Source organism: Sandarakinorhabdus sp. AAP62 (assembly GCF_000331225.1).
Taxonomy (GTDB): Bacteria; Pseudomonadota; Alphaproteobacteria; order Sphingomonadales; family Sphingomonadaceae; genus Sandarakinorhabdus.
In genome coordinates this window covers 458171-483855 of record NZ_ANFY01000003.1, presented here as the reverse complement: position 1 = coordinate 483855, position 25685 = coordinate 458171, and the positions used below count along the sequence as shown (strand labels likewise).

The following is a 25685-nucleotide window of genomic DNA, read 5'->3' as shown; positions in this document are numbered from 1 at the left end:
CTAAAGGCCCTGCCCCCATGCTGGCAAGTGACACATCAGCCCCCGTCCCGCCCGCTGCGGCACCCCGTCGCCGCAAATGGCTGATCTGGGGCCCGGTGCTGCTGCTCTGCCTGTTGGCCGGGGCCTGGCTGGGCCTGCGCTATTCCACCACCGGCCGGCAGGCGGGGCTTGCCGTCGGCTATGTCGCCCATGTCACCTGCTCGTGCCGCTATGTCGGCGGCCGCGACATGGCCAGTTGCGACACCGATCGCGAGCCGGGCACCGAAATCGTGACGGTGGAAGACAATCCCGAAGCGCGCACCATTACCGCCCGCGTGTCCTTGCTCGCCAAGCGCACGGCGCGTTTCGATCCGGAATATGGCTGCACGCTCGATCCGCCCTGAAGCTTACAGCCAGCCCCGCCAGCGGAAGATCGCATAGGGCAGCACGGCCACCGCCAGCATGATGCCCAGCGCCATCGGATAGCCCAGCATCCAGCCCAGTTCGGGCATATGATCAAAGTTCATGCCATAAACGCCAGCCACCAGCGTGGGCGGCAGAAACACGATGCTGGCCACCGAGAAAATCTTCTGCACCGCCGTCTGCTCGATGGAGATCAGGCCCAGCGTTGCATCGAGCAGGAAAGTGAGATTGCTGCCGATGAAACTGGCCTGATCAGCAAGACTGGCGAGATCGCGCACCTGCGTCTTGATCTGGGCAGCCAGGCCCGCATCCTTCGGCGCGGCGAACTGCAGGAACGACAGCGCCCGGGTCAGCGACACCACCGATTCGCGCGCCTTGCTCAGCCCGTCCTGCGCCGCACCCAGCCGGGTGAGCAGCGCCTGCAACGCCAGGTTCGATCGCCGCTGCTGGCGGCCACGGGCACCAGCCTCGGCCCGCCGAAAGGCCGCGCGGCTGATCTGGTCCACTTCACGGCCAACATGTTCCAGCCCGTCGGCCAGCCGATCGACAATCGCATCGATCAGCCCCATCAGCGCCATGCCGGGGCTGGCACACTGGCCCGGCATGCGCTGCAACTGCGCCGCATAGCGATCAAAGCTCCTGATCTCGGCATAGCGCACCGTCACCAGGTGATGCCGGCCCAGCACAAAGCTGACCGGCACCGTTTCCGGCGTTTCGGTGATCAGGCCCGTGGCCAGCGTTGCCGTCATCACGATGGCGCCATTGTCGATATACAGCCGACTGGAGGTCTCGATCTCGGCCATGTCGTCGGCGGTCGGAACGCCAAAGCCCAGCGTCTGCTCGACCAGCTGTTCCTCCGCCGGTGTCGGGTTGCGCAGGTCGATCCACACCGCCTCGGCCGGCAACTGGTCGCCGGCATTGATCATCTGGTGGCCGGTGGCGGAATAGATGGTCAGCATCGCCCTCATCATGGCGACATTTAAAATCTTTGCCACCCCCGGCGCGCGTGTAACCTGCCGGCATTCCCGCCCGAATCACCTTGGGAAACTATGTCCGAAGCATCCCCTTCTGCCGATCCATCGGCACCCGCACCGCCTGCCGCCGCGCCGCGCCCGATGGCCCGCCGCGTGCTGCGCCATCGCCTCATGGTGCGCCTTACCCACTGGACCAACGCGCTGGCCATCATCATCCTGCTGATGACCGGGCTCAACATCTTCGGCGCCCACCCGCGGCTCTATTGGGGCAATGCCGGCTCGGTGGACCAGCGCGAGCGGGTCTGGCTGGAAACCGGTGCCTCGCCGCCATGGCGCAACCCCAACGGCTGGATCGAGATCGCCGGCACGCGTTTCGATACCACCGGCGTCATCGGCGTCTCAAGAACGCCGACGGGCGGCATCAACTTCGTCGCCTTCCCGCACTGGGCCACGCTGCCCGCCATGCGCGACCTCGCCACGGCGCGCACCTGGCATTTCTTCGCCGCGTGGGTGCTGATCCTCAATGGCCTGGCCTGGTTGCTGCACGGCTTCATCTCCGGCCGGCTGTGGCGCGAGATCCTGCCCAGCCGCCGCCAGCTGGCGCCTGCCCACCTGTGGCACGACATCGTCGAACACGCGAAATTGAACTTCCCCAAGGGCGAAGCCGCCCTCTCCTACGAAGTACTGCAACGCCTCGCCTATGCCGGCGTCGCGCTGGTGCTGATCCCCATCGTCATCCTTACCGGCCTCGCCATGTCACCCGGCATGGACGCCGCCTGGCCGTTCCTCGATCAATTGTGGGGCGGCCGCCAATCCGCCCGCTCGGCGCACTTTCTCGCCATGAGCGGCATCGCCGGCTTCCTCGTCCTTCACCTCGTGCTCGTCGTCCTCTCCGGCCCCATCCGCCAGATTGGCGCCATGATCACCGGCCGCATGACCATCGCAGGCGACAAATGATGCTTCACCGCCGCCACCTGCTCACCGCCGCCCCCGCCAGCCTGGTTCTCACCGGCTGCGACGCCCTCACCCGCAATCCCACCGCCAAGGCCATTGTCGAATCCGGCGAACAGGCGACCTATCGCTGGCAACGCCTTGTTGGCCGCGACGGCCTCGCCCGCGAATTCGCCGCGTCCGACATTTCGCCGGTGTTCAAGGTCAATGGCACCCACGAACCCACCAACCCCGAATGGCAAGCGCTTTCCACCGGCGGCTTCGCCGATTGGCGCCTGAAGGTGACCGGGCTGGTCGGGCGCGAACTCGCGCTCACTCTCCCGCAGCTGCGCGCCCTGCCCCAACGCACCCAGATCACCCGCCACGATTGCGTCGAAGGCTGGAGCGCCATCGGCCAATGGACCGGGCCGCAGCTGGCCCATGTCCTGAAGGCCGCCGGCCTGCGGGACGGAGCCCGCTACATCGTCTTCCTGTGCGCCGATGATTATGGCGGCGAGGCCTCCAAGGGCGGCCTGCAGTCATCAAGCCGCTATTACGAGAGCATCGACCTTGTCGACGCCTTCCACCCACAGACGATCCTGGCCCACAGCCTCAACAACCAGCCGCTCTCCACCGGCAACGGCGCTCCCCTGCGCCTGCGCGTCGAACGCCAGCTGGGCTACAAGCAGGCCAAATATCTGATGCAGATCGTGGTCGCCGACAGCCTGGCCCCGTTCGGCGGCGGCAAGGGCGGTTACTGGCCGGACCGCGGATATGAGTGGTACGCAGGGACATGAGGATCCAGAAAAAACGGGCCTCCGGCGGGCAGGGTCGCAGACCTGCGCACCCGTTTGTTTCCAGAAGGCGCTTTCCTGCAGCCTTTGGGTGGCTAGCGGTCGTCCCACTGAACCGCACGCATCAGTTCCCTGACGGTGCTGTCTCCTGTCCATAGGGCAGCGGCCCAACCACACTCTCTCGCCGCCTCAACATTCGCGATCTTGTCGTCGATGAAGAAAATGGCTTCGGGTTTGATGCGCGCAGCGGCTTCAACAGCACGGTAGAAAGCATGATCGGGCTTGGAACAGCCAAGGGAGGCAGCGTAATGCATGCCATCGAAGCTGTCTCTCAGCGCCAGACGATCCCAAAGATATGCGGCACGTTCATGTTCCTGGACTGTGGCCAGATGGAGCTCGAAGCCCGCCTTTCGCAGCAGCTGAAGTTCCGCGAGCAAAGATTCGTCGATGTGCGCGTCGTTGCTGAACCAATATTCAATGAGGGCTGCCGGAGAGACCGAGGGTGCAAATTCGGCGAGAGCAATTGCCAGGCGATCACGAAGAGCGGCGCGCCCGTGCACGACATCAGCCCAATGGCGACGGAAAAATCCGTCTTGCAGTGAGGCAAGCGGAATGCCGAGGTCGTTCTCGAGATTGACAGACCAGCCACCTGCATCCGGGTGGGTGACGAGCACGCCGTCGACATCAACCATGATCGCCTTGCGTCTCATTCCTCCACCCTTACCCTTTCCTCGGGATGGCCCGCGAGTCCGCCAAGGGTCGCTAGCAGACGCATGCACAGCAAACGCACCGCAAAACGAACGGGTGCGCAGGTCTGCGACCCTGCCCGCCGAAGGCCTCCTTCTCTACCCTGAAACCACATGCCCGCCGGCCTGTCCTACACAGCCAAAGCCTGTCATCATGGCGCTGCCCGGCGTTTGGCTGCCGAGCCGGCAATGGCGGTTCAGCAAGACTGAAACCTACAAGATGCGTCAAAACTGTCAAAAGTGAAGGAGGTCGTGATTCGAAAAACGGCCTTGTGATGGACCCTGGTTCGCTCCGCTCACGCTGGCGGGATTTCGCCCAGCGCCGCCGGATCGGGCGCGGTGCTCAGGTCGAGCGCGCCGCGGATGATAATGTCAGCGCCGGTCATCATGTCGCCGCTGATCACTTGCAGATCGAGCCGTTCGAGGTCGCGGCGGCGGTATTCGGCTTCGATGGCGTCGATCATGGTTTCGGGGGTGCCAAGCGCGGCGAGCACGTTGCGGCCCATGGCGACGGCGCTTTCCAGCGTTTCGCGGGTCACCTGGTCCAGCCCGGCCTGGCGCAGGGCGATGCTGTGGGTGCGATCATAGGCGCGGGCGATGATCGGCAGATCGGGCCATTCGGCCATGATCGGGGCGAGCACGGGTTTCGGGTCCCACTGGCCATCGATGGCGAAGACGAGGGCGCTGGCGCTGGCGATACCGGCGTTGCGCAATATGTCCAGCCTTGTGCCGTCACCCCAGAACACGGTGTTGCCAAAGCGGGCGGTGATGTCGATCAATTCGGCGTCCATATCGATGGCGGTGATGCCGACGCCGCGGGCACGCAGCATCTGGGCGATGACCTGGCCGACCCGGCCGCTGCCGACCAGCACGACATGGCCGCCATGATCGGCGGTGCCGGCACTTTCGGGGCCGTCGCGTCGGCCGGCGTCGCTGGCGGGTTCCAGCCAGCGGGTGGCAAGGCGGAACAGCAGCGGGGTAAGCGCCATGGAGCAGGTGACGACCGCCCCGAACATTTGCGCCGCCGAATGGCTGATCAGCAGGCCGCGTTCGGCTTCGGCGAACAGCACGAAGCCGAATTCGCCACCCTGGGCCAGCAGCAGCCCCATCTGCACGGCACGGCGCCAATCGGTGCCGAAGCTGCGGGCAAGGGCGGCGATGCTGGCGGTTTTCACGGCCATCACGCCAACAACGAGGGCGAGCACCAGACCCCAGTTGGCGACGACGACCGAAAGATCGAGGCTCATGCCGATGGCGATGAAGAACAGGCCGAGCATGAGGCCGCGGAAAGGTTCGATGTCGGTCTCCAGCGCGTGGCGATAGGGCGATTCGGCCAGCATGACGCCGGCGACGAACGCGCCCAGCGCCATGGAAAGGCCCAGCGACGCCATCAGCAGCGCGCTGCCCAGAACGGAGAGCAGGGCGGCGGCAACGAAGGCTTCCCGGGCGCCCAGCGTGCCGATGATGCGGAACAGGCGCGGCAGCACAAATCGGCCAACGGCGACGAGGAATGCCAGCGCGCCGACCGTCTTGGCGACCATCACCCAGCCCGGTTCCGGATTGGCGACGGGGGCACGGGACAGGGCGCCGACCACGGTCAAGAGCGGGACGATGGCCAGATCCTGGAACAGCAGCATCGAAAAGCTGCGTTCGCCAAAGGCGGTGGCAGCCATGTGGCGTTCGTTGAGCAATTGCATCACCAGCGCCGTGGACGACAGGCCGAGCGGCAGGCCGACGACCAGCGCGGCTTCCCAGGTGAAACTGGTGAGCAGCAGCAGCAGCCCGGTGAGGCCAAGCCCGCACAGCAGCACTTGGGCCAGCCCGAGCCCGAAGATATCGCGCCGCAGCGCCCACAGCCGCGAGGGTTGCAGTTCGAGGCCTATGACAAACAGCAGCAGCACGATGCCGAATTCGGCGAATTGCAGCGTCTGTTCGGCATTGCCGACCAGCCCCGAAACCGATGGCCCGATCAGGATGCCGGCAGCGAGATAGCCGAGCACGGCCCCCAGCTTGAAGCGCACGAACAACGGCACCAGCACGACGACGGCCGCCAGATAGACCACGGCATCGCGCAGCAGGGTCGAGCCATGCTCCATCAGGCGGCCACCTGCCCGGCCTCGGCCAACGCGGCCAGCACCGCATCCAGTGGCAGCAGGATGGATGGGTGACGGGCGCGGTGGGCGCGAGCTGGGGCAAACATCGCCCAACCGTCGGGCGCGGTTTCGCTGTGGCCGGCAAGGAAATCGGCCAGCTGGCCGCGGATGGCACAGACCGTTTCGGCACGATGGCCGTCTGCGCGTTCCCGCACAACGGCGGCACTGGCCTGGCCCAGGGTGCAGGCCTTGGTCGCATCCAGCCCCAGCGCGGCAATGCGGCCATCGGCGGTGAGGTCCACATCGGCGATGATCTTGCTGCCGCACACCGGCGACACCCGCGTCGCGCTGGCCATGGGAGCCGCCAGTCGATGGGCGGTTTCGCCCACCAGCTTCAGGCGCAGGATCGCCGCGTTGTAGAGCGTGTCGGACATGTCTGCTTCTTACCCGTCCGAGCCCGGTTGTGGATAGGCAGGATTATGCCGCCGGCGCCGGGTCAGGCGCGCCGCCAGCTGGTTCCGCCCGGCCCATCTTCCAGCACGATGCCTTCAGCGGTCAACGCGTCCCGCAGGCGGTCGGATTCCGCCCAGTTCTTGGCTTTGCGCGCCGCCAATCGATCCGCCACCAACGCGTTGATGCGGGCAGCGTCCGGGTCTTCGCCGCCACCGCGCATGTCGGCGGCATTGCGGCTGCGTTCGGCCCCCAGCGATGGCAGGCCCAGGAACGCCAGCGCACCCAGCAGCACCTCGCGATCCTGCTCTATGCCGGCGATGGCGGCCAGGGCGGCGGGCGTGTTCAGATCATCGGCCAGCGCCTCCACCACGGCGGGCGGCGGCGGCGGGCGTACGCCCTTGGGCACATCGCCCAGTTTGCGCAGCCACTTGTCCAGCCGCCCGCGCATCTGGCCGAGCAGCGCTTCGTCCCACGTCAGCGGTTGGCGATAGTGCGCCGAAAGCAGGCCAAGGCGAAGCTCATCGCCCGTCCAGCCCGCCTCGATCAGTTCGCCCACGCTCAGCACATTGCCGAGCGACTTGGACATCTTCTCGCCGCCGCCGAAATTCAGGAAGCCGTTATGCATCCAGATATTGGCGAGCGGTGCGCCATCATGGGCGCAGGCGCTCTGAGCGCATTCATTCTCATGGTGCGGGAAGGTGAGATCGATGCCGCCGCCATGAATGTCGATGGTTTGCCCCAGGCTTTCGGCAATCATTGCCGAGCATTCGATATGCCAGCCCGGCCGGCCGCGGCCCCAGGGCGATGGCCAGCCGGCCTGGTCCTTGGCCGAAGGTTTCCACAGCACGAAATCGGCGGGGTTCTTCTTGTAAGGCGCCACTTCCACACGGGCGCCGGCGATCATCTCGTCCAGCGGCCGGCGCGACAGGCTGCCGTAATCGCCATGGCTCGACACATCGAACAGTACATGGCCTTGCGCAGCATAGGCATGGCCCTTGGCGATCAGCAGCGCGATCATGTCGACCATCGCCGGGATGCTGGTGGTGGCGTGCGGGTGCAGATCGGGCCGTTCCACACCCAGGGTGGTTGCGTCTTCCAGGTAGAGCGTCTCGTAGCGTTCGGTGATCACGTCGATGCTCACGCCCTCGGCACGGGCCTTGTCCATGATCTTGTCGTCGATATCGGTGATGTTGCGGGCGTAAATCACCTTGTCTGGGCCATAGTGGTGACGGAGCAGGCGTTGCAGCACGTCGAACACCACGGCCGGGCGGAAATTGCCGATATGGGCGCGGCCGTAGACGGTGGGGCCGCAGACATACATCGTCACCCGATCAGGGTTGATCGGCGCAAGCAGCTGCTTGGCGCGGGTGGCAGTGTTGTAGAGGCGGATCATTAGATGGTCGTTCCGGGGCTGGTCTTTTCCTGTTCGTCGAGCAGCTGATCGAGGGAGCCGCGGTCCTGCTTGCCGTAGCCACCCTCCTTCTCGTCGTCGCTGCCAAAGCCCGGCAGGCCGGCATGAGGGTCGCGCTCAGGGTTGATCAGCTTCTGCTGCTGGTTCCAGGCATCGCCGACATAAGACACCATGGCACTGGCCACCAGGGCCAGCGTTGGCGTCGTCCTGGCCTTTGCCAGCCAGTCGGGGCGCTTGTCATCGCCCGGCACGATCTTCAGGCCAAGCGTGATGAGCAGGAAAATCAGGCTGGCAGCAAGAAAGCCCTTCACCAGGCCAAAACCCAGCCCGAGCAGGCGATCGACCGGGCCGATGACGCTGCCCTTGGCGCTCGACGAAAGGAAGCTGCCGACCAGCTTGACCAGCAGCACCGCCAGCAGAAACGGGCCAAGCACGGCCGCCACGGTCGCGATCAGGTCGCTGCCGCTGGCGGTTTCGAAAATCGCCCGTGCCGGCGTGTAGAACAGACGCACGGCGACAAAGCCCGCCACCCAGGCGGCAAGGCTGGCCACCTCGGCGATGAAACCGCGCATCAGGCCAAAGGCTGCCGTGCCGCCCACGATGAGCACCACCATCCAGTCAAAGCCGGCAAGCTGCGTTAGATAATCCATACAGCAGCGCCTAACCGATTTGAGAGCGCGGAAAAAGCCTAATCCGGCCGGCCAAGATGATCGACCAGGCCATTCATGGTGCGAAAGCCGCTGACCAGCATCGGCCCGCCGCCGCCCCCTCTTTCTCCACCCGTGCCATCGGGCACGAAGGCCCGGCCAAAGCCCAGCTTTGCCGCCTCTTTCAGGCGCAGGCTGGCAAGACCCGCCGCCCGCAATTCGCCCGACAGCGCCACTTCGCCAAAAGCCACCGCGTCGGCCGGCAAGGGGCGATCAGTAAGCGCGGACACCAGCGCGCAGGCCACCGCCAGATCGGCGGCCGGATCGGCAATCCTCAGGCCGCCCGCGACGTTCAGATAGACTTCATGACCACCAAACGCCAAGCCGCAGCGCGCTTCCAGCACGGCCAGCAGCATCGCCAGCCGGCCCGAATCCCAGCCCACCACCGCCCGGCGCGGCGTCGCACCCGATGGCACCCGTACCACCAGCGCCTGGATTTCGCACAGCACCGGCCGCGTGCCCTCCAGTGCCGGGAACACCACTGCGCCGGTCACGCTCGCTCCTTCGGCGCGGCTGGTCAGGAACAGGCTCGACGGGTTGGCGACTTCTTCCAGGCCATCGGCACCCATGGCAAACACGCCAATCTCGTCGGTGCCGCCAAAGCGGTTCTTCACCGCGCGCAGGATGCGATACTGGTGGCTGCGCTCGCCTTCGAAATAGAGCACGGTATCGACCATATGTTCGAGCACGCGCGGCCCGGCGAGCTGCCCGTCCTTGGTGACATGGCCGACCAGGATCAGCGCCGCGCCCGACAATTTGGCATAGCGGATCAGTTCCTGCGCCGATGCCCGCACCTGGGAAACCGTACCCGGCGCCCCTTCCAGCGTGTCGCTGTGCATGGTCTGGATGGAATCGATCACCAGCAGGCCGGGCGGCGCCTTCAGCCCAGTCAGCGTTGTCAGTATATCCCGCACATTGGTCTCGGCGGCCAGTGCCACATCGGCCTTGGCCAGCCCCAGCCGGCGGGCGCGAAGGCGCACCTGATCGGCCGCTTCCTCACCCGACACATAAGCGACACTCGCCCCGGTACGCGCCATCTTGCCTGCTGCCTGCAACAGCAAGGTGGACTTGCCGATCCCCGGATCACCGCCGATCAACGTCACACTGCCCGGCACCAGCCCGCCACCAAGCGCGCGGTCCAGCTCGTTGATCCCGGTCGACAGCCGCTCCGGCAGCGCCACATCATCTGCGAGGCTCTCCATCGCGATGCGTCGGCCGCCAGCCTGCAACGACTGCTTGGCGGCAAAGGGCGTGAACACCGGGGCGGCTTCTTCCACCAGCGTGTTCCACTCCTTGCAGTCCGCGCACTGCCCGGCCCAGCGGGGCGCGACCGCCCCGCAGGCCTGGCACACATAGCGCGTCTTGCCCTTCGCCATCATCATTCCTTTAGAACAGAAGGGAAACATTAGACGGGCGGAGCGGCTCTTGCAAGCGGCGGGCCGCGACGTGCCAGTTGCCGCAATGCGCACCATGATCCTCACCTGCCTTCCCACTCTCCTCGTTGCCACCGCCGCTCGGGCGATCGCTCAGACCGCCCAACCCATCCTGAAAGCCGGCGGCCATGACGCCCAGCCGATGCCCTCCTCCACCTACAGCAACGTCCCGATCAGCATGGGGCTGCCGGCCATCCTTCCTGCGCCTGCATCGTAACCCGCCTTCTCCTCCAGCCGAATTCTCTCACTCTTGCCGGGGCTTGCTGCGTCGGCCAGACTGCTCTCGGAAAGGAGGCCCCATGCAGACGAAGGAGCTGCGCCTCGCATTGGTCTGTTACGGCGGGGTGAGCCTGGCGGTCTACATGCATGGCCTCACCAAGGAGGTGTGGAAGCTGTCGCGCGCCTCGATGCGGCGGCACAGCCCACCGGATCTGCCGCCGGCCCGGGACAGCGAGATCGTCTATCACGCCCTTCTCGACAGCCTGCCCGGCCTTGATCTCAGGGTGATGTGCGACATCGTTGCGGGAGCCTCGGCGGGCGGCATCAATGGCGTGCTGCTTTCCCGGGCGCTGGTGGAGGGCCATGACCTGGATGCCATCCGCAGCTTGTGGCTGGACGGGGCAGACAGCGACGTGCTGCTCGACAAGGCGGCGGCGTCGCGGCCGCTGTCGAAACTGTGGGCGATCCCGCTGGTCTGGTGGGTGCGCCGGCGCGGCCTGGAGGATGAGGACAAGGCGGAAGTTGCCGCCCATGGCGAGGTGAAGCGCAAGCTGTCCCGCTTCATGCGCAGCCGCTGGTTCAAGCCGCCGTTTTCCGGCGCGGCCTTCTCGGGCCTGCTGGCCGATGCCTTTGCCGCCATGGAAAAGGGCGAGCGCACACCACCGCTGGTGCCGCGGTTGCACCCGTTCGATCTGTTCGTGACGGTGACCGATTATCACGGTGCTCCCCAGCGGCTGCGGTTGAACACGCCCGAAGAAGTGACCGAACCCGAACACCGGTTGGTGATTGGCTTCACCTGCCCAGGCGACGGGGCGGAACGGCACATGGGACCAACGCCGGATCTGGTGTTTGCGGCGCGCGCCACGGCGAGTTTTCCCGGCGCCTTCCCGCCTGCCCGGATTTCCGAGATCGACGACCTGCTCAAGGGCCGCGGCGAGGACTGGCCTGGCCGGCAGGCCTTCATCGATCGGGTGCTGCCCGGCCGCCTGCAACCGGAGAGCGTTGACCTCATCGACGGCGCCGTGCTCGACAACCGCCCCTTCGGCCCGGCGCTGGCCGCCCTGGGCAAGCGGCCGGCGCATCGTGAAGTGGACCGGCGCTTTGTCTATCTCGATCCCAAGCCGGGGATGCACGACGATGGCGCGGTGACCGGCCAGCCACCGGGCTTCTTCGGCACCATATTGCGCTCCCTCGCCGATATTCCGCGCCAGCAGCCGATCCGCGACAGCTTGGGGCAAATCGAGGCGATTTCGACCCGCTCGCGCCGGCTGCGCCATATCGTGATCGGCATGATGCCGCAGGTGGATATCGCCATCGATGCCGCCATCGGCATGCGCCTGCTGCTGTTTTCGCCCTCGCTTGATCGGCTGGCCACCTGGCGCAGCCGCATGAACAGCGAGGCGGCCAAGGCGACCGGCTTTGCCTATGGCGCCTACGGCCGGCTGAAATTCGCCATGGTCACCGAACGGCTGGCCGAGCGCTTGGCCGCGCTGGGCGGGCAGGAGGTCGGCGCAGTGCGCGCCAGCCTGTGGCGGCATCTGAATGCGGCAGGCACCAACAAGCCGGAAGGCGCACTGGGCAAGGCGGGGGCGGGGTCACCCTATGTCTTGTTCCTGCGCAATTTCGATGTCGATTTCCGCATCCGCCGCCTGCGCTTCCTGATCCGCCGGGTGAACATGGAACTGGCCGGAGCCGACGAAGCGACCGCAGCGATCCTCGGCAAGATCAAGGCCGGGCTCTACGCCATTCTTGCGCCGCACCTGATGTGCTGGCCCGGCCACCTGCCAGCCGCCGGCAATGCCATCGCCGATCCCGCCAGCGCCCTCGCCGCCATGGCCACCGCCCTCGACCTGAAGGGCCTTGATGGCCGCAGCGATGCCGAACTGGTGGCACTGCTGGCCAGCGGGCTGCCGCGCCGGCTGCGGCGGGATCTGGTGGCGGCCTATCTGGGCTTCCCCTTCTTCGACATCGCCATCCTGCCGCTGATCGCCGATGGCAACATCGACGAGCTGGACGAGATCAAGGTCGATCGCATCAGCCCGGAAGACTGCTCAGCCCTCACCGCGGTGGGCGGCCATCGGTTGAAAGGCGCGCTGTTCAACGCCTTCGGTGCCTTCTTCAGCCGCGCCTATCGCGAGCATGATTATCTGTGGGGCCGCCTGCACGGGGCCGAGCGGCTCATCGATCTGGTCGTCTCCTCCCTTCCCGCCAAGGCCCGGCCCGATGCGGCCACCCTCGGCGAAATCCGCCGCGCCGCTTTCCGCGCCATCGTGACGGCAGAGCGGGCATATCTTGTCGACATTCCAGACACGATCGCCGCGCTCGACGCCGCGCTGGCCGAATAGTCACTCCGCCGGCTGGGTTTTCGTGGCCGGCCGGTACTGTCGCAGATAATGAATGATGATCGCCATGCCGAACATCGTCGGAATCGCCCAGATCGCCGGGTTGAAGGCATGGGTGGGAAACATCTCGATCAACCCGACCGACAGGAACGCCGTGTAGGCCGCAATCCCGGTCGCCACCATCGCCTTGAAATGTTCGGGAATATAGGCGCGCGGGGACGCCGGCGTGCTGAAGATGTAGCGGAAATAGGTGGTGCTGGTGCCAAAGCCGAGCAGCGCCACCATCACCATCAATATCGGTTCCATCACCGGGCCGTTGCGGTTCAGCAGATAAGCCCCGTGCACCAGGCAGATCCCCGCCGCCAGCATGGTGCCGCCCTGCACCGCCAGCATCGACCAATGGCGATTGTGCGCATGGTCCCGACGGTTGCTGACCATCACCAGCCCATAACGCGTCATCGAAATCGCCAGCAGCCCGAGATAGACCATCATCGTGCCGAACATGCCGCGATAGAGCACGGCGTCGGTCAACTGCGGATGCATCGCCAGCGGCCACACCAGCGACAGCGCCCCCATCCCCAGCGCCTGCGCCGCCGCCGTATAAATGGCGGCCGAAAACACGAACCCCCAGCGCCGATGCGCCGGCCCGCCCTTGCGGGTGAGCACCGCCCCCCAGAAACTGGTGAGCGCCACCACGCCGGCGCCGACGTGAATGGCCAGGAAGATGGTGAACAGCCAGGGCATGGGTTGGTTCAGTCAGTGCCTTGCGGATGCTGCCTTCCCTTGGCCACATCGGCGGCCCAAGGGCAAGGGCATCCTCGCCACTTCAACCTTCATTGCCCACGCCATACTGCTTGTGCAGCGCCATCAGCTCCTTGCGCAGCGCATCCCGGCCATTTGACAGTTTTTCCGCATCTGGCGGGTTGTAAGCGTTCTGAGCGGCCGCTGTCCGGCGATCCAGTCCGCGCAACACCACCGCCCGCTCCAACGCCGCGTGGCTGCTGCGGCGATCCTCCAACCGCTTCAGAAAAAACAACAACAGCCGCGCATCACACGGCCGCCGCCGCACCGCAACGGTCTCGCCATCCCGCTCGATCACCTCCTCCTCCCCATCCACCAGCCGGTCCATCGCCAGCGCCTCGATGAACGCACCAGAATCGGCCAACGCGGCATCCCAGCGTCGCCTGAATTCGACGGCGTGATCCTGCCGGCGCAACCAATACGCCGATTGCCGCGTCATCCCCACGGCGCGCGCCGCCGCCGCCACACTGCCGACATCGGCAAGGTGATCAAGAAAGTGCTGCTGTCGCTCAGGCGTCCAGCCGTTGTGCTGCGGACGGAGGGCAGGCGGTTTGGGGGGCTTGGGGCTGTTCATAAAGGTTAATATAACCGATGAACGTGGTTGTAGGACAGATTGAGGCAGAGAAAGTGAGGCCTCCGGCGGGCAGGGTCGCGGACCCTGCACCCGATTGTTTTCGGGCGGCGCTCTTCCCCAAACGAGCACCGTCGCCCCGGACTTGATCCGAGGCGACGGTGCTGGTGGTGCTTGTGCCATATGAACCCCTCGCTTGTCATGCTGGCGCAGGCCAGCATCCATTTTGCCGGCGAGGATTTCGGGCAGTGGATTGCCCTCGATCAACGGTGGATGCTGGCCTGCGCCAGCATGACGGGTGCTTGGGAGGCTGGCGCGCTCCAAGACAAACGGGTGCAGGAGTCACCCCTGCCCGCCGGAGGCGCTTCTGGCTTTTCCTTGCTCTGGCCTGTGGCATGATCCCGCCATGACCGCCCTCGCCCTTGGCCTGCGCTACTTCACTGGTGTGTTTGCTGTCGGGTTTCTGCTCGGCACCATCCGCACGCTCTGGCTGGCGCCGGCGATGGGTGATCTGGCGGCGGTAGCGGTAGAATTGCCGGTGATGATCGCTGCTTCCTGGTGGTGGTGCAGGCGGTTGCTGGCGGGGCAGACGCTGGCGATGGCGGAGCGGGCCGTGATGGGCGGTTCGGCCTTCTTGTTGCTGATGCTGGCGGAGTTCGGGCTGGCGATGGCGTTCGGGCGGACGCCGGGGGTTTACTGGGCGTCGTTCTTCACCCCGGCGGGGCTGCTGGGGTTGGCCGGGCAGCTGGGGTTTGCGGCCTTGCCCCTCTTCATAAAGCCCGCCCGCCGCTAATGCTGCCTTGCAACATCGGCAGCCCCATGCTAGCCGCGCCCCGCACACGGTGGACCATGTTCATCGCGCCTTTTGTCATATCCGATTCAAAACGGGGCTGAAGCCTTGGACGCACAAATTTCATCCAGCGTGGCCACCGGCCTTTCCGGGCGCTATGCCCGCGCCTTGTTCGCATTGGCGGTTGAGGGGAAGGCGCTTGCTGCCGTTGAGGCCAGCCTGGCGACGCTGACCGAGGCGCTGGCCGAATCGGCTGATCTGACCGCGCTGACGTCGTCGCCGCTGGTTGGTCGCGGGGCGGCGGGTGCTGCTGTTGCGGGTGTGGCCGATGGGCTGGGCCTTGATGGCCTGACCAAGAATTTCCTCGGCGTGCTGGCCGCCAATCGCCGGCTAGCCTTGTTGCCGGCAGTGATCCGCGATTTTGCCGCGCTGAACGCTGCCCGCAAGGGTGAAGTGACCGCCACCGTAACGGCCGCCCACAAGTTGACCGCGGCGCAGCAGAAGGCGCTGGGCGCCAAGTTGAAGGCCGGCATCGGCCGCGATGTGGCGCTGACCGTGAACGTTGATCCGTCCATCCTGGGCGGCCTGATGGTGCGCGTTGGCAGCCGCCTGATTGATTCGTCATTGAAGACCCGGCTCGACATGCTCGGCCAGGCACTCAAAGCTTAAAAGAGGACCACCCAGATGGACATCAATGCCGCTGAAATCTCGCGGATCATCAAGGATCAGATCGCCAATTTCGGCACCGAAGCGCAGGTTTCGGAAGTCGGGCAGGTGCTCAGTGTGGGCGACGGTATCGCCCGCGTGCATGGTCTCGATAATGTGCAGGCCGGTGAAATGGTCGAGTTCCCGGGCGGTATCAAGGGCATGGCCCTGAACCTGGAAGCCGATAACGTTGGTATCGTGATCTTCGGTTCCGATAGCGCCATCAAGGAAGGCGACACCGTCAAGCGCACCGGCACCATCGTCGACGTGCCGGTGGGCAAGGGCCTGCTGGGCCGCGTTGTGGATGGCCTGGGCAACCCGATCGACGGCAAGGGCCCGCTGGTGGACGTGACCCGCATGCGCGTGGAAGTGAAGGCGCCGGGCATCATCCCGCGCAAGTCCGTCCACGAACCGATGCAGACCGGCCTGAAGGCGCTCGACGCGCTGGTGCCGGTTGGCCGCGGCCAGCGCGAACTGATCATCGGTGACCGTCAGACCGGCAAGACCGCTGTCGCCATCGACACCTTCATCAACCAGAAGGGCGTGAACGCCGGCACGGACGAGAGCAAGAAGCTCTATTGCATCTATGTCGCCGTCGGCCAGAAGCGTTCGACCGTGGCGCAGATCGTGCGCGCGCTGGAAGAGAACGGCGCGATGGAATATTCGATCGTGGTCGCCGCCACCGCTTCGGAACCGGCCCCGCTGCAGTTCCTGGCGCCCTATACCGGCTGCACCATGGGCGAATATTTCCGCGACAACGGCATGCACGCCGTGATCGTGTATGACGATCTTTCCAAGCAGGCCGTGGCCTATCGCCAGATGTCGCTGCTGCTGCGTCGTCCGCCGGGCCGCGAAGCCTATCCGGGTGACGTGTTCTATCTGCACAGCCGCCTGCTGGAACGCGCCGCCAAGATGAACGACGCCAACGGCAATGGCTCGCTGACCGCGCTGCCGATCATCGAGACGCAGGCGGGTGACGTGTCGGCCTACATCCCGACCAACGTGATCTCGATCACCGACGGCCAGATCTTCCTGGAAACCGAATTGTTCTACCAGGGCATCCGCCCGGCCATCAACGTCGGCCTGTCGGTGTCGCGCGTCGGTTCCGCCGCGCAGACCAAGGCGATGAAGAAGGTTGCCGGCTCGATCAAGCTGGAGCTGGCCCAGTATCGCGAAATGGCGGCGTTCGCGCAGTTCGGTTCGGATCTCGATGCCTCCACGCAAAAGCTGCTGAACCGCGGCAAGCGCCTGACCGAGCTGCTGAAGCAGGGCCAGTATCAGCCGATGCCGTTCGAAGACCAGGTCGTCTCGATCTTTGCCGGCGTGAATGGCTTCCTGGATGGCATTGATGCGACCGCCGTCACCCGCTTCGAAGCCGCGCTGCTCAGCCACGTGAAATCGGCCCATGCCGATGTGCTGGCCGACATCCGCGACAAGAAGGATCTTTCGGCTGACACCACCGCCAAGCTGAAGGACGTCATCGGCGCCTTCGTGAAGACCTTCGCTTAAAGTGCAATCTGTCGCCGGGGTCCCAAGCCCCGGAGACGATGAGAGAAGCAGATGCCCAGTCTCAAGTCTCTGAAAATGCGCATCACTTCGGTGAAGTCGACGCAGAAGATCACCAAGGCCATGAAGATGGTTGCGGCGGCGAAGCTGCGCCGGGCGCAGGAAGCCGCCGAAGCCGCCCGCCCCTATTCGGTGCGGATGGCGGCGGTGATGGCGTCGCTGGCCAGCCGCGTGACGGTGGGCCCGGAAAGCCCGCGCCTGCTCGCCGGCACCGGCAAGGATCAGGTTCACCTGCTGGTGGTCTGCTCGTCGGAGCGTGGTCTGGCCGGTGGTTTCAACAGCAACATCGCCAAGCTGGCGCGCCGCACGCTGGATGAACTGCTGGGGCAGGGCAAGACGGTCAAGCTGATGTTCGTCGGCAAGAAGGCGCGCGCGCCGTTCGCCCGCACGCACAAGGATCTGATCGTCGGCACCGTCGACATGGCTCACATCAAGAACGTGGGCTTTGCCGATGCCAAGGCCGTGGCCGATGACGTGGTCGCCCGCTTCGAAGCCGGCGAATTCGACGTCGCCCACCTGTTCTTCTCCACCTTCAAGTCGGCGCTGACCCAGGAGCCGACCCGACTGCAGATCATCCCGGCCGCCCTGCCCGCTGGCGGCACTGCCGGTGCCGATGCCTCGGTGGAATATGAGCCGGACGAGGAATCGATCCTCGCTGATCTGCTGCCGAAGAACCTCGCCGTGCAGGTGTTCCGCGCCCTGCTGGAAAATGCCGCGTCCGAACAGGGCAGCCGCATGACCGCCATGGACAGCGCCACCCGCAACGCCGGCGACATGATCAACAAGCTTTCCATCACCTACAACCGCACGAGACAGGCCGCGATCACCAAGGAATTGATCGAGATCATCTCGGGCGCCGAAGCCCTTTAAGGAGCACGCCACATGGCCAATACCACCAACAATGTCGGCCGCATCAGCCAGGTCATCGGCGCCGTTGTCGACGTGACCTTCGACGGCGAACTGCCGGCGATTCTGTCCGCCCTCGAAACCACCGTGAACGGCAACCGCCTCGTGCTGGAAGTTGCGCAGCACCTGGGTGAAAGCGCCGTGCGCTGCATCGCCATGGACGCCACCGACGGCATGGTGCGCGGCCAGGAAGTGACCGACACCGGCAGCCAGATCCGCGTGCCGGTTGGCCCGGCCACGCTGGGCCGCATCATGAACGTCATCGGTGAGCCGATCGACGAGCGTGGCCCGATCGATCAGACCAACACCGCCCCCATCCACGCCAAGGCCCCGGAATTCGTCGATCAGTCGACCGAATCGAGCATCCTGGTCACCGGCATCAAGGTCATCGATCTGCTCGCCCCCTACGCCAAGGGCGGCAAGATCGGCCTGTTCGGCGGCGCCGGCGTCGGCAAGACCGTGCTGATTCAGGAACTGATCAACAACATCGCCAAGGGCCACGGCGGCACCTCGGTGTTCGCCGGCGTGGGTGAGCGCACCCGCGAAGGCAATGATCTCTATCACGAATTCCTCGAAGCCGGCGTCATCGCGTCGGACGCCGATGGCAATGCCATCTCCGAAGGTTCGAAGGTCGCGCTGGTCTATGGCCAGATGAACGAGCCGCCCGGCGCCCGCGCCCGCGTCGCCCTGTCGGGCCTGACGATTGCGGAATATTTCCGCGACGTCGAAGGCCAGGACGTGCTGTTCTTCGTCGATAACATCTTCCGCTTCACCCAGGCCGGTTCCGAAGTGTCCGCTCTGCTGGGCCGCATCCCGTCGGCGGTGGGCTACCAGCCGACGCTGGCCACCGACATGGGCGCGCTGCAGGAACGCATCACCTCGACCAACAAGGGCTCGATCACCTCTGTGCAGGCCATCTACGTGCCCGCCGACGATTTGACCGATCCGGCCCCGGCCGCGTCGTTCGCCCACCTGGATGCCACCACCGTGCTGAGCCGCGCGATCTCGGAAATGGGCATCTACCCGGCCGTCGATCCGCTGGATTCGACCAGCCGCGTGCTCGCCCCGCGCGTGGTGGGCGAAGAGCATTATGCCGTCGCCCGTTCGGTTCAGGAAGTGCTGCAGAAGTACAAGAGCCTGCAGGACATCATCGCCATTCTGGGCATGGATGAACTGAGCGAAGAGGACAAGCTGGTCGTGTCGCGCGCCCGCAAGATCCAGCGCTTCCTCAGCCAGCCGTTCCACGTCGCCGAAATCTTCACCGGTTCGCCGGGCGTGTTCGTGCAGGTGGAAGACACGATCAAGGGCTTCAAGGCGATCGTGGCCGGTGAATATGATCATCTGCCGGAAAACGCCTTCTACATGGTCGGCACCATCGAAGACGCCGTCGCCAAGGCCGCCAAGCTGGCGGCTGACGCGGCCTGATCCAACACCCCTCTCCCAGTGGGAGGGGAAAGGAACCGAACATGGCTGAACTGCTCGATTTCGAACTCGTCTCGCCGGAACGCCGCCTGGCCAAGGCCAGGGTCGCCATGGTTGTGGTGCCCGGCGTGGAAGGCGATTTTGGTGTGCTGCCCGGCCACGCGCCGATGATGTCCACCATCCGCCCCGGCGCGATTGCCATCCATGAAGCCGATGGTGGCCCGGCCACGCAGCGTTTCTTCATCGACGGCGGCTTTGCCGAAGTGACGGAAATCGGCCTGACGATATTGGCCGAAAGGGCCACCCCGGTGGCCGATATCGACGTGGCGGCCGTCGCCACCCAGCTTGCTGCCGCGCGCACCGCTGGCGACGATGCCGCCATTGCCCGCCTGGAAGCCATGCAGGCTGCTGCCACCAACTGAACCGGCGATCACCGCAGCAATACGCGCCCCGCGCCGGCTTGCCCGACGCGGGGCGTTGTCATTAAGGGGGCAGCAAGCCGCGGCACCGCACAGCAGCCATGCGATTGTCGGTTCCCTGTCCCGGCGAAAGCGCCTAATCTGATGGGGAAATCTGCGGAGCCGATCGACGATGCGCCTGTTCACCCTTGTTGCCTCCCTTGGCGCGCTGACCCTGACCGCCGTGCTGCCGGCTTCCGCCCAGCCCGCACCGGCAAATCCGACGACGGCCCCGCCGCGGCCAACCATGCTGAAACCGGCCGATCTGCCCACTGGCGACGGCAGCCAGCCGCGCCAACGCTTCGTCACGGTGTTTGACAACGAGGCCTGCCCCAAGCCCAGTTCGGTTGACGAAGTGGTGGTGTGCGCCCGGCTGCCCGGATCGGAAGTGTTTCGCATCCCGGAACCGCTGCGCAAGGCGCAGAACCGGCAGAGCGTGCTGACCCAGAATCGCGCCTTGCTGCTGGGTGATGGCGGTGGCGGCGCGGGCAACAGCATCGGCAGCTGCAGCGCCATTGGACCGGCCGGCTTTACCGGTTGTGATCGCAAGCAGATCGATGCCTGGGCCCAGGATCGCACCAACCGCATGGGCTATAACGAGCCGACTCCGCGCGACTGATTTCAGGCTTTGACAGGAAGACGGCAGAACTGCCTCCGGCGGCCTGGGCCTGAGGCCCTGGACCCACCCTCATTGGCGCGCGCCATGTGACGAAATTCGGCATGGTAGACGTGAAATCAAATGGGTGCAGGCCTCAGGCCTGCCTACGTCACCCCGGACCCGATCCGGGGCGGAGGCCGATTTTCCTGCTTCTTCAGGGTGTGCCAGGCTTGTGCGGGGTCGCGCAAGGTCAGCCGGCCCAGCTCGGGGAAGGTCTCAGCGGCGGCGCTGTGCCCGTTCGGGCGTCATGCCCGGCTTGTGCGACGCACGCCACTTGTCGAGCAACACCGGCATCAGCCCAATGGCCACCGCCAACAGCGCAATATAGACCGTCATAGAAGCCCCCCTCTTGGCCAGTCAGAAGGGAAGGTTAACCCAGATTTACCGAAATGCAAGAGGGGCGCCCCGGCCCGCCGGAGCGCCCCCCCTGTGATCGGTCAGGGGCGATCAGCGCACCGGCTTGACCGTTGGCGCCACATCGGGCTTGGCCGGATCGAAGCGCACCCGCACCGTTTCGCCACTGCTGCCGGGGAAATTGGTGAACATGGCCGTGACCAGGTTTGGCACCAGCCGGGTGAGATTATTGCTGTTGCTCACGGTTTCGGCGCGGCCTTCGAACACGCTCTGCTTGTCGGCATTGCGGTTGATGCGCATGGCCACGACCGTGTTGTAGTTGGTGACGCTGTAGACATCATTGTTCCAGCCGCCGCCCCAGCCGCCCCAGCCACCGCCAAAGCCGCCGCCCCAGCCGCCCCAGCCCCAGCCGCGGCCCCAATAGGGCCCCCAGCCAAGGCCCGGACCCCAGCCACCCCAGCCAAGGCCAGGCCGGCTCTGCACCTTCTCGCGCGGGGCGGAGACATTGTAATCCAGCTGCACGGTCAGCGACGCGGCATCGGCGCTGGCGGCTTCCTGATAGCCGGCGGCAATCAGTTTCTGGCGCACCAGATTGGCATAGGTGGCAAATTCCAGGCCGCCGGCATTTTCCTTGTCGCGCGGTTCGATCACGAAGCTGGTGCCCGAAGGCGGCGGCAGCTGCTGGAACCGCGCGACCCGCGCTTCAAATGGCGCTGCACAGGCCGACAGCGCCAAAGCCGTTGCCAGTGGCAACAACAGCTGCGTCTTCGGGCTCAACTTGGTCATTTGCTGCTGCTCCACATGACATTCCTGCAATGTTGCTCGATGTAGCGAAAGTCGTCTGACTGCCACATGAATGGCACGGTTCGTCGCCAATGCAAACCGGCGCTCTTGATGATTTTGCCATCCGTGCCGCGCGGCGCTTGCCAGGCGAACCCCATGTGCTTATTGCTCTTAATTCGCAATAGCTGTTTGGGCGCTGCCTGCCATTATTCAACCGCTGCTCCTGGTCTGAGCCCGTGCCGCTGCGCGCTGCCTTGCTTGTGCTGCACCGGTGGGCCGGCCTGTCGATGGCGCTGTTCCTGATCATCGCCGGGTTGACCGGTGCCGCGCTGGCCTGGCGCGAACCGCTGGAGGCGCTGCTGGCGCCGGGATTTCACACTGCGCCGGGCGTGGGCGCGCCGCTCGATCCCCTGCTGCTGCGGGAAAGGGCTGAGGCACGCACCGGCCTGCCGGTGGATTTCCTGCCGCTGGTGGTCGAGCCCGGCAAGGCCATCGTGCTGGGCGTGGACGGCGCGGATTTCGACGAGATCGCGCTCGATCCCGTCACCGGCACCGAACTGGGCCGCCGGCAATGGGGCGATATCAGCGAAGGCCGCATCAACCTGATGCCCTTCCTCTATCGCCTGCATTACAGCGTGGCTGCGGGCGATGCCGGCGCCACCCTGATGGGCATCGTGGCGCTGGTGTGGACGCTGGATTGTTTCGTCGGCCTGGCCCTCACCCTGCCGCGTGGCCGGCAGCGCTGGTGGCCCCGCTGGCGCAAGGCCTGGCAGATTTCGGCCGCCAGCCAGCCACGCCTTGTCTATGACAGTCATCGCGCGTCGGGCCTGTGGCTGTGGCCGATCCTGCTGGGCTTTGCCTGGTCATCAGTGGGCTTCAACCTGCCCCAGGCCTTTTCTCCGCTGATGACTGCTGCCGTGGGACCGGCAATCGCGCCGCCAACCCGTCCGCCCATCACCGGCCCGGTGGACTGGGCGGCGGCCCGCGCGCAGGGGCAGGCGGCGCTGGCGCGGATGGCGGCGCGCGAAGGCATCAGCGCGGCAAGGGCGGAATGGCTGCGGCTGAACCGCGACGACGGCCAGTGGATCATCGGCTTTCGTTCCAGCCGCGATCTGGCCACCGCCTATCCCGGCGGCCGCCTGTATCTGGACAGCGCCGGCCGCGAACTCGCCGTGCGCCTGCCCACCGGCCAGAGCCGGCGCCAGACGCTGGAAAGTTGGCTGTATGGCCTGCACATGGGCGGCGTGCTGGGGCCGCTGTGGCGGGCGGCGCTGGTGCCGATCGGGCTGGGCATCGCCGCGCTGTCGTTCGCCGGGGTGCTGATCTGGTGGCGCAAGCGGCGGGCCATCCGTGCCCGGCCGGCCCGGCCGCAATCGCTGCCGCCGCGCAACCGGGTGGGCGTCAGCGCGTAAAGCCCACCGCGCGGTGGACTTCGGCCAGCACCGGCTCGGCGATGGCGCGGGCCCGTTCGGCGCCGCGGGCGCAGATGGCTTCGATGGCGACGTCATCATCTTTCAGGGCGTTGAAGCGCGCGGTGATGGGCGCGAGTTTCGCCACCATCACGTCGGCCAGCGCCGGCTTGAAGGCGCCGAAGCCCTTGCCGCCGAAATCGGCGAGCACCTGGGCGACCGTGGTATCGGTGAGCGCGGCCATCAGGTTGACGAGGTTGGCCGCTTCCGGGCGCCCGGCCAGGCCAGCGGCTTCGGAGGGCAGCAGATCGGCATCCGACTTGGCGCGCTTCACCTTGGCGGCGATGGTATCGGCATCGTCGGTGAGGTTGATGCGGCTCTGATCGGAAGGATCGCTCTTCGACATCTTGGCGCTGCCATCGCGCAGGCTCATCACCCGGGTGGCCGGGCCTTCGATCACCGGTTCGGGCGGCGGGAACAGATCGACGCCCATGTCGGTGTTGAACTTGATGGCGATATCCCGCGCCAGTTCGAGATGCTGTTTCTGATCCTCGCCCACCGGCACGTGGGTGGCCTTGTAGGCCAGGATGTCGGCCGCCTGCAGCACCGGGTAGGTGTAGAGGCCAACCGACGCGCCCTCGCGGTCCTTGCCGCTCTTTTCCTTGAACTGGGTCATGCGATTGAGCCAGCCCATCCGCGCCGTGCACATCAGCACCCAGGCCAGCTCGGCATGGACGCGCACGCGGCTTTGCGGGAACAGGATGCAGCGTTCGGGATCGAGGCCGGCGGCGATCAGCGCCGCCACCATCTCGTGGATGCCACGCCGCAGGGTGGCCGGATCCTGCGCCACGGTGATGGCGTGCAGATCGACGACGCTGAAGATGCACTCGGCCTCGTCCTGCATGCGCACCCAGTTGCGGATGGCGCCGAGATAATTGCCGAGATGCAGATTGCCGGTGGGCTGGATGCCCGAAAAAACCCGTTTCATGTCGATTTCCGTCTTACCTGTGCGAGCAGGCCCTTGAGGGTGAACAGGCCCAGCAGTCGCGCCGCTGCCAGATAGGCCATAGCGCCACCGCCAATCAACAGGGCAAGCGCGACGGCCTCCGCCGCAAAGCCGCGCGCTGCCAGTGGTGCCAGCAACGGCATGGCGCCGAACAGCAGGGCTACCATCGCAGAAGTGGCCAGCAACAGGCGCGGCAGCAGGCGGCGGGCGCGATCATCCAGGCGGAAATGCCCGCGCGTCCGCAGCAGCCACCACAGCGCCAGCGCATTGACCCAGGCCGAAATCGCCGTGCCGACAGCGATGCCGACATGGCCGAGCGGCCACACCAGGATGAGATTGGCGACGAGATTGACCAGCATCGCCGCCAGCGCCACGCGCACCGGGGTGCTGGTGTCGCTGCGCGCGTGGAAGCCGGGGGTGAGCACCTTGATCAGCACATAGGCCGGCAAACCCAGCGCAAAGCCGGACAGGGCCGCCGCTGTGGCGCGCGTGTCGGCTGCGGTGAATTCGCCGTGCTGGAACAGCAGCGCCACGATCGGCTGCGCCGCTACCACCAGCCCGGCCGCAGCAGGCAGGGTGAGGATCAGCACCAGCTCCATGGCGCGGTTCTGCTGGGCGATGGCGCCGGGCCCATCATCGGCGCCGATCAGCCGCGACATTGCCGGCAGCAGCGCGGTGCCAACGCCGATGCCGATGATGCCCAGTGGCAGCTGATTGAGCCGATCGGCGAAATAGAGCCAGCTGACGGCGCCATCGCCCAGGAAGCGCGCGGCGAGCGCGGTGGAGATGAGCAGGTTGATCTGCACCGCGCCGGCACCAAGGGCGGCCGGAACGATCAGCTTGAGCAGGGTCTTCACCTGCGGGGTGAGGCGGGGCAGCCGCAGCTTGAGGTTGATCCCGGCGCGGGCGCAGGACCACAGCAGCCAGACCAATTGGGCAATGCCGCCCAGGGTGACGCACAGCGCCTGGATGCGCGCCGCCGCCACATCGTCGCCGCTGCCGGACCACAATAGCCCGGCGATCAGCACGATGTTGAGCAGGATGGGTGCGGCCGCATTGACCGCGAACCGCCCGACCGAATTCAAGAGGCCGCCCAGCAGCGAGGTGAGGCTGATCAGCATCAGATAGGGGAAGGTGAGCCGGGTGAAATCCACCGTGAGCGCGAATTTTTCGGGCGCGGCATCGGGAAAGCCACCGGTGAGGCCCCACACCACCGGTACGGCCGCAGCCACCATCACGACGGTGAACGCCAGCAGGATCGGCAGCAGCACCGCCAGCACATCCTCGGCAAAACGCGTGGCGCCGTCGAGGCGGCCGCCATCGGCACCCACCTGCCGGTTGAACATCGGCACGAAGGCTGACGCAAAAGCGCCTTCGGCGAACAGCGCACGGAACAGATTGGGCAGGCGCTGGGCGATCAGGAAAGCGTCTGCCGCCATGCCAGCGCCCATCAGCGACGCCTGCAACACATCGCGGGCAAAGCCACCGATGCGGGAAAGCAGGGTCAGACTGCCGATGGTGGCGGTGGCGCGGACGAGGTTCATTGCGGGTTTGGATTAGGGCCTGAGCCGGAAAGTGCAAGGCGGGAAGGCGACTGTTCTCCCCTCCCTGGAAGGGAGGGGTCGGGGGAGGGTCCGCCCAGAACGAGCCGAGCGCAGACCTGCTGCACAGTCGCGCAGGTTGCAGAGATGGCCGATCTTGCCGCTGCGCACCCTCCCCCAGCCCCTCCCTGCAAGCAGGGAGGGGAGCTAT

The 25685-nt window shown here is 66.0% G+C and carries 26 protein-coding genes; 14 read left to right on the top strand and 12 right to left on the bottom strand.

Annotation, left to right across the window (positions count from 1 at the left end; genetic code table 11):
* Positions 1-17: 17 nt before the first annotated feature.
* Entirely contained in the window at positions 18-383 is a 366-nt protein-coding gene (locus D619_RS0102645; protein WP_017667013.1) for a hypothetical protein, read from the top strand.
* Between the two features lie 3 nt (positions 384-386).
* On the opposite strand, the gene D619_RS0102640 is transcribed toward D619_RS0102645, so the two are convergent.
* On the bottom strand, positions 387-1361 hold the full coding sequence (locus tag D619_RS0102640; RefSeq protein WP_017667012.1) for a magnesium transporter CorA family protein: 975 nt from the start codon (positions 1359-1361) through the stop codon (positions 387-389).
* 90 nt (positions 1362-1451) lie between these two features.
* On the opposite strand from D619_RS0102640, the gene D619_RS0102635 reads away from it, so the two are divergent.
* Together D619_RS0102635 and D619_RS0102630 are read left to right on the top strand one after the other, a co-directional pair.
* On the top strand, positions 1452-2333 hold the full coding sequence (locus D619_RS0102635) for a cytochrome b/b6 domain-containing protein (RefSeq protein ID WP_017667011.1): 882 nt from the start codon (positions 1452-1454) through the stop codon (positions 2331-2333).
* Positions 2330-3103, top strand: coding sequence for a molybdopterin-dependent oxidoreductase (locus D619_RS0102630; protein ID WP_017667010.1), 774 nt, complete (start codon positions 2330-2332; stop codon positions 3101-3103). Before D619_RS0102635 ends, D619_RS0102630 begins: the two co-directional genes overlap by 4 nt.
* 92 nt (positions 3104-3195) lie before the next feature.
* Here D619_RS0102630 and D619_RS0102625 read toward each other — a convergent pair whose 3' ends face one another.
* The 6 genes from D619_RS0102625 to radA all read right to left on the bottom strand — a co-directional run bounded on the left by D619_RS0102625 (position 3196) and on the right by radA (position 9886).
* Complete coding sequence (locus D619_RS0102625; protein ID WP_017667009.1) at positions 3196-3810, bottom strand: HAD-IA family hydrolase; 615 nt, start codon at positions 3808-3810, stop codon at positions 3196-3198.
* Positions 3811-4142: 332 nt separating this feature from the next.
* On the bottom strand, positions 4143-5942 hold the full coding sequence (locus D619_RS15340; RefSeq protein WP_017667008.1) for a monovalent cation:proton antiporter-2 (CPA2) family protein: 1800 nt from the start codon (positions 5940-5942) through the stop codon (positions 4143-4145).
* Complete coding sequence (locus tag D619_RS0102615) at positions 5942-6373, bottom strand: iron-sulfur cluster assembly scaffold protein (RefSeq protein WP_017667007.1); 432 nt, start codon at positions 6371-6373, stop codon at positions 5942-5944. Before D619_RS0102615 ends, D619_RS15340 begins: the two co-directional genes overlap by 1 nt.
* Before the next feature lie 62 nt (positions 6374-6435).
* Positions 6436-7785: a cysteine--tRNA ligase gene (gene cysS, locus D619_RS0102610; RefSeq protein ID WP_017667006.1), complete on the bottom strand. Its 1350-nt coding sequence runs from the start codon at positions 7783-7785 to the stop codon at positions 6436-6438.
* On the bottom strand, positions 7785-8453 hold the full coding sequence (locus tag D619_RS15335; protein ID WP_017667005.1) for a CvpA family protein: 669 nt from the start codon (positions 8451-8453) through the stop codon (positions 7785-7787). Before D619_RS15335 ends, cysS begins: the two co-directional genes overlap by 1 nt.
* Positions 8454-8491: 38 nt before the next feature.
* Positions 8492-9886 carry a DNA repair protein RadA gene (gene radA, locus D619_RS0102600; RefSeq protein ID WP_026090631.1) on the bottom strand — a complete coding sequence of 465 codons (1395 nt, stop codon included), beginning with the start codon at positions 9884-9886 and terminating at the stop codon, positions 8492-8494.
* A gap of 85 nt (positions 9887-9971) precedes the next feature.
* On the opposite strand from radA, the gene D619_RS0102595 reads away from it, so the two are divergent.
* Complete coding sequence (locus D619_RS0102595; RefSeq protein ID WP_017667003.1) at positions 9972-10160, top strand: hypothetical protein; 189 nt, start codon at positions 9972-9974, stop codon at positions 10158-10160.
* 82 nt (positions 10161-10242) lie between these two features.
* Complete coding sequence (locus tag D619_RS0102590; protein ID WP_017667002.1) at positions 10243-12507, top strand: patatin-like protein; 2265 nt, start codon at positions 10243-10245, stop codon at positions 12505-12507.
* Here D619_RS0102590 and D619_RS0102585 read toward each other — a convergent pair whose 3' ends face one another.
* Together D619_RS0102585 and D619_RS17065 are read right to left on the bottom strand one after the other, a co-directional pair.
* A complete protein-coding gene (locus D619_RS0102585) occupies positions 12508-13248 on the bottom strand; it encodes a hypothetical protein (protein ID WP_017667001.1) in 741 nt (246 codons plus the stop codon). It abuts the gene before it with no gap.
* Between the two features lie 82 nt (positions 13249-13330).
* The gene (locus D619_RS17065; RefSeq protein ID WP_152417244.1) at positions 13331-13879 is read right to left on the bottom strand and encodes a hypothetical protein; all 549 of its coding nucleotides are present in this window, start codon (positions 13877-13879) and stop codon (positions 13331-13333) included.
* A gap of 198 nt (positions 13880-14077) precedes the next feature.
* Between D619_RS17065 and D619_RS0102575 the strand changes: the two genes are divergently transcribed.
* The 8 genes from D619_RS0102575 (at position 14078) to D619_RS17060 (ending at position 20342) form a co-directional block, all read left to right on the top strand.
* Entirely contained in the window at positions 14078-14275 is a 198-nt protein-coding gene (locus tag D619_RS0102575) for a hypothetical protein (RefSeq protein ID WP_152417243.1), read from the top strand.
* A gap of 7 nt (positions 14276-14282) precedes the next feature.
* Complete coding sequence (locus D619_RS0102570; protein WP_017666998.1) at positions 14283-14669, top strand: hypothetical protein; 387 nt, start codon at positions 14283-14285, stop codon at positions 14667-14669.
* A 105-nt stretch (positions 14670-14774) separates the two neighbouring features.
* On the top strand, positions 14775-15335 hold the full coding sequence (locus D619_RS0102565) for a F0F1 ATP synthase subunit delta (RefSeq protein ID WP_243442593.1): 561 nt from the start codon (positions 14775-14777) through the stop codon (positions 15333-15335).
* A gap of 15 nt (positions 15336-15350) precedes the next feature.
* On the top strand, positions 15351-16880 hold the full coding sequence (atpA, locus tag D619_RS0102560; RefSeq protein WP_017666996.1) for a F0F1 ATP synthase subunit alpha: 1530 nt from the start codon (positions 15351-15353) through the stop codon (positions 16878-16880).
* 51 nt (positions 16881-16931) lie between these two features.
* On the top strand, positions 16932-17807 hold the full coding sequence (locus D619_RS0102555) for a F0F1 ATP synthase subunit gamma (protein WP_026090628.1): 876 nt from the start codon (positions 16932-16934) through the stop codon (positions 17805-17807).
* Positions 17808-17819: 12 nt separating this feature from the next.
* On the top strand, positions 17820-19268 hold the full coding sequence (gene atpD, locus D619_RS0102550) for a F0F1 ATP synthase subunit beta (RefSeq protein WP_017666994.1): 1449 nt from the start codon (positions 17820-17822) through the stop codon (positions 19266-19268).
* 41 nt (positions 19269-19309) lie between these two features.
* The gene (locus D619_RS0102545; RefSeq protein WP_017666993.1) at positions 19310-19687 is read left to right on the top strand and encodes an ATP synthase F1 subunit epsilon; all 378 of its coding nucleotides are present in this window, start codon (positions 19310-19312) and stop codon (positions 19685-19687) included.
* A gap of 169 nt (positions 19688-19856) precedes the next feature.
* Positions 19857-20342, top strand: coding sequence for a hypothetical protein (locus D619_RS17060; protein WP_017666992.1), 486 nt, complete (start codon positions 19857-19859; stop codon positions 20340-20342).
* A 486-nt stretch (positions 20343-20828) separates the two neighbouring features.
* Here the strand turns inward: D619_RS17060 and D619_RS15320 are convergent, their stop codons facing one another.
* Positions 20829-21521 carry a DUF4136 domain-containing protein gene (locus D619_RS15320; RefSeq protein ID WP_017666990.1) on the bottom strand — a complete coding sequence of 231 codons (693 nt, stop codon included), beginning with the start codon at positions 21519-21521 and terminating at the stop codon, positions 20829-20831.
* Positions 21522-21754: 233 nt separating this feature from the next.
* On the opposite strand from D619_RS15320, the gene D619_RS15315 reads away from it, so the two are divergent.
* Positions 21755-22930: a PepSY-associated TM helix domain-containing protein gene (locus D619_RS15315; RefSeq protein ID WP_017666988.1), complete on the top strand. Its 1176-nt coding sequence runs from the start codon at positions 21755-21757 to the stop codon at positions 22928-22930.
* Here the strand turns inward: D619_RS15315 and trpS are convergent.
* Both trpS and murJ read right to left on the bottom strand, forming a co-directional pair.
* Complete coding sequence (trpS, locus tag D619_RS0102520) at positions 22920-23915, bottom strand: tryptophan--tRNA ligase (RefSeq protein ID WP_017666987.1); 996 nt, start codon at positions 23913-23915, stop codon at positions 22920-22922. The genes D619_RS15315 and trpS overlap by 11 nt on opposite strands.
* Positions 23912-25477, bottom strand: a complete 1566-nt coding sequence (gene murJ, locus D619_RS0102515) for a murein biosynthesis integral membrane protein MurJ (protein ID WP_017666986.1) — start codon at positions 25475-25477, stop codon at positions 23912-23914. Before murJ ends, trpS begins: the two co-directional genes overlap by 4 nt.
* Positions 25478-25685 lie beyond the last annotated feature (208 nt).